The organism is Mucilaginibacter flavus, assembly GCF_030409315.1.
Lineage (GTDB): Bacteria > Bacteroidota > Bacteroidia > Sphingobacteriales > Sphingobacteriaceae > Mucilaginibacter > Mucilaginibacter flavus.
The window spans coordinates 1-4,204 of record NZ_JAUFPS010000010.1 but is presented as its reverse complement, the minus strand read 5'-3'; the positions used below and the strand labels follow the sequence as shown (position 1 = coordinate 4,204).

Below are 4,204 nucleotides of genomic sequence, written 5' to 3'. Positions count from 1 at the left end.
TATTGTCATTGGTTGCAAAAGCTATCCTGCTGGTGTGACTTAGGTCGGGGTTATTCAAATTCGGCTGCCAGGTATCGCCCGGACCGCCCTGCTCCGTTACACGGTTCAGCGGCGATGGCTCGTACACAGTCAACGCGTAGGGAGTAGTGATGTGCGCAATGGCACCTGCAAGCTGCGTTTGTGTCGAGGGAGTTCCCGAAGGGTTGTAAAAATTACCCAGCTCGGAGACGGCAGTCGATTTGTAGCTTCCGTCGGCCGTAGGCGAGGCATAGGGCAAGTACTTTTGCGCCTCCCTGCCGTACGCATCGTAAACCTCCGGCAGCACGATGTCGCTGGCCCCGGTCGCGCTTCCCCTTACCTGGACCGCCTGAAGAGAGCGGCCAAGGCCATCAAAGTATTGGACGGATATCTCCTCGTTCATCTTGTCCGACGATGCAGAAGCTACCAGCGCGTCCGTCGTCAAACCGGGTATCCGCGGCACGTATGTTGCAATATAATTCTGATCCTGGCTCAGGTTAAGTGCCCCCGCGCTGTTTACCTTCATCGTCAAACTTGCCGACCCCGTGCTGACAGCGTTGTAGGCTTTGATGTTGTATACCGCCTGCGCGGTCACGGCAGTTGGTGTGCCGCTGATGACGCCCGTCGTGCCGTTCAGCGACAGGCCAGCGGGTAATGCTGGGATTACCGTATAGGGTGTAGCCACTATCTTGCGCACCAGGTTCGCGGTTAGGTCGCCAATATACAGCAGGCCACCCGCGTCTGCGGCTATTGCGAACGGCAGGTTGAACGTTGCGGCAGCCCCGGCACCGTTCGCGCTGCCTTGCGCGCCCGTCCCCGAAAGCGTGGTTACGTTACCGGCAGGTGTCACCTTGCGTATCCTGTTATTGCTCTCGTCCGTCACGTACAGATTGCCTGCCTTATCAATGGTAAGTCCCGTGGGCGAGCTGAATTGCGCCGCTGTGCCCGCTCCATCCGAGTATCCCGCTGTGCCGCTTCCGGCTAGCGTTGATACGAGCCCCGATGGGGTGATTTTCCGTATCCTGGCCCCGACGCGGTCTGCAACGTACACGTTTCCCGCCCCATCAGTAACCACGCTGAACGGCTGATTGAAGCTTGCAGCAGTGCCCTGACCGTCTGCCGAGCCGGCAGCTCCGCTCGGGCTTCCCGCAAAGATTGTTACTGTTCCGCCGGCTATTTTCCTGATCAGGTTATTGTAGGTGTCTGCCACGTACACGTTTCCTGATCCGTCCAGCGCGATGCCGCAAGGATACTTGAAAACTGCGCTGGCGGCTGCAACGGCACCGGTGTTGATTCCCTGGCTCCCGTTACCGGCAAATGTCGATACCGAGCCCGAGGGCGTAATCAGCCGGATCACATTATTGTCCTCGTCTGCCACATAAATATTCCCCGAGGCGTCAGAAGCCAGGCCTACCGGATGGTAGAAGCTGGCCGACGTGCCTGTCGCGTTGTTGACAAAGCCCTGAGCATAGTTGCCTGCGAATATACTTACCTGCCCGGAGGGCGTGATCTTCCGAATGATATGCGAGCCCGCCTCCGCGATGAAGATGTTGCCCGAGGGGTCAACCGTTGCACCAAGGGGCTGGTTAAAGCTTGCAGCCGTGCCCTGACCGTCTGTTGAGCCGGCGCTGCCCGTGCCGGCAAATGTGCCTGTTTCGCCCGGAGCTGATACCGCGCCCCCGGTTACCGTAGGCGCAAGCGGCGAAATCGCGGCAGCGACACTATAGGTCTGGGGGCCGGCATAACTGATTGACACCGGAGACACGATGCTGACGTTCAGCGAAAATGCTATCGTACCTGTATTGGTCGAATACCCCTCAGCGACAACGTAATAGGTCCCCGGTGACAGGTTCGACATACTCAGAGAAGACTGCGTGCCGCTACAGGCCGGACCGTTGTCGTCATTGCTTGCGATTTCCGTGCCGCCGCTGTTCAGTAAATGCAAATAGGTGTCGAAGTTGCTTCCGCAAAGCGATATTATAACGGTATTGGTAGCTCCCCCTATTGTAAAGCTGTACCATACGTCGTTCGACGACTGCCCAAAGTTATTGGTGTATCCACTGCCGGTGCCATTGCTTCTGCTATCCGTATAGCCTCCCGACGCCCCGTAGCTTCCGGCGCTGATCGCGTTGCTCATCGAATAGCCGGGAAGCTGGCAAAGCCCCCGTGTGCTTATTCCTGCCAGCAGTAGCAGCAGGCAAAATATCTTTTTCATGCGTTAAGGTTCTGGTAATAATATTCGTTTAGCGGTTTACTTTGGTAATGGTATCCCGCTTCCAGGTGCGCTTCCGTTCCGTCGTGGGTATGATGAGGCTGCGCTGGCTTTCCGGCAGCAGTTGCTCCAGCTTACGGTTCTTCTCGCTCAAAAGCGAATCGATGGCTATACGCCGCTGGGCCTCCGTCAGGCTGAGATTGCCCGTTACCTGGCTCACCGCTTGTTTGTAAAGTCCCTGTATCTCGCTAACCTGTCGCGCGGTGGCCGTATCCGTCTTTAACAGATGCCGGTAATAGTTAAAAGCCCTCCGCTTAATACTGTCCGGCTGCTGCCCATAGCTCATGCTTGTAAACGTGGCCATTATTGCTACGAGGGCCGTACTTATCCTGATTTTCTTCATCTTTAATTTTCTTTATTGTCCCTGANCTGAAAGCTATCGTATTCGTAATAGGTAACCATCCCTTTGGCATCGGTGCTGCTTGTCATGCCGATTAGTGGATCGTAGGTATATGTTGTCATCTGTGCTGACGACGGATAGAAACGCACATCGTCAATCTGGGCGTTCAACGCCGGCGAGGCGCCGATTGTATAAGTGCTGCCAGTAACTGTCGCCGGCGTAACTACCAGCGACCAAAGCGAGCCGCTTTTCTGCCAATAGCTCAAGATGTAATTTCCCGCGTCCAGCCCCGTAAGCGTCCGCGTATATGTCCCGGTATGGCTGTAGTGCCCCGTCCTGCTGTCGTTGATCGCGCTGTTTCCGCTGCCTTCCTCGAAGCCATCAAAAAACACGTCATTCACATTGGACGTGTTTACCTTAGCTATGGGGTAAGCTGCATTGTACCCCCATTGGTAAGCCGCGGCCGGGTTCCCGAAGATGTTCACCTGGTTGGGGTTGCCAAATGTATAGTTGAAAGTTGCCTTCTCGTTGTATCCGGGGTCTTTAACCACCGAATAGTTATCCGAACCGGTGGCGGTATAGGCGAAACTGGCCGGGGACGTCAAAAAGTCGGTCTTGCTGATCCTGGAAAGGTAAATCTGATTCTGCGAGGTGGGGAAATAATTGTAAGTTAAAAGCGTCGAGCTTAATACAGTACCGTTTTTCAATGCGGTGGTTTCAACAGGCTGAAAATCATTTTGAACCCGCATCGCAATCAGGGGCTTAAGATCCGGGCCGACACTGTTCACAGAAGACGCGAGCTGCGCACCGTAAGTATTGCCGGTCCCTGTAAAGTTGGCGATGCGGTAATTATTGAAATCCTCACGCTTGTGCACCAGTCCGATAGTATAGTCAAACCAGGCGATGCGCTGACATCCTACGCTTCCCGAGCAGCTTGATATGCTGGAGTTGAACGTATTGTTGACCGCGTTAAGCTGCGTCTGATAGTTAGCCAGTCCATCGCTTATTCCATCTACATTGGAAAGCCGATAGTCCGCAACGTACCTGTAACGGGTTTCCATCACGTCCCCGGCCGAGGTGGTAATCAACTTCCTGGTAAGCTGGTGGTGGTAGGGGCTGTCAAAGTAAGCATCCTCCTGGGTCGTAACGGTTCCGTTGCTCGTGTACAGGTTCCTAACCGACGTTTCCTTTACTTTCCGGCCCGTTTTCTGGTCGTACCAGGTAAAGAAGGACGGCGTGCCGCTACTCATCGGCGTGCCTACGATGACGAAAGCCGGCGTGGTCAGAGGATTGTCCTGGTAGTCGGACGTGAAGGATTCGTCGTCTAACAGCGTTCCGCTTTCGGTATAATCCGCCTTGTATTGCAGCTGCCCCCGTTTAAAGTAATTGGGCTCGGGCGCTGACGGAAAGTTGGGGATGTCGGAGGTGCAGGTGTTCGGCGTGGTTACAATGCTGCGGTTCACAATGTCGTCGCGGCTGATGTCGTTCTCACCGTCGGTATTGAACATCGATACGCTGTATCCCCTGCCCGTTTGCGCCACGGTAACCTTTTTGTAGCCGATGTGGCTGCCCTG

General features: G+C 55.1%; 2 protein-coding genes. Both read right to left on the bottom strand.

What is annotated here, in order from left to right; translation table 11 throughout:
- Nucleotides 1–2,233, bottom strand: a 2,233-nt coding sequence (locus QWZ17_RS02640) for a DUF6443 domain-containing protein (protein WP_290303337.1), incomplete at its 3' end; no start/stop codon positions are given.
- A gap of 28 nt (nt 2,234–2,261) precedes the next feature.
- Nucleotides 2,262–2,633: a hypothetical protein gene (locus QWZ17_RS02635; RefSeq protein WP_290303336.1), complete on the bottom strand. Its 372-nt coding sequence runs from the start codon at nt 2,631–2,633 to the stop codon at nt 2,262–2,264.
- Between the last annotated feature and the right edge of the window lie 1,571 nt (nt 2,634–4,204).

What these genes read in the sequence shown, in the direction of transcription:
- QWZ17_RS02635 (WP_290303336.1), bottom strand. Translation starts at nt 2,633, where the DNA reads ATGAAGAAAATCAGGATAAGTACGGCCCTCGTAGCAATAATGGCCACG.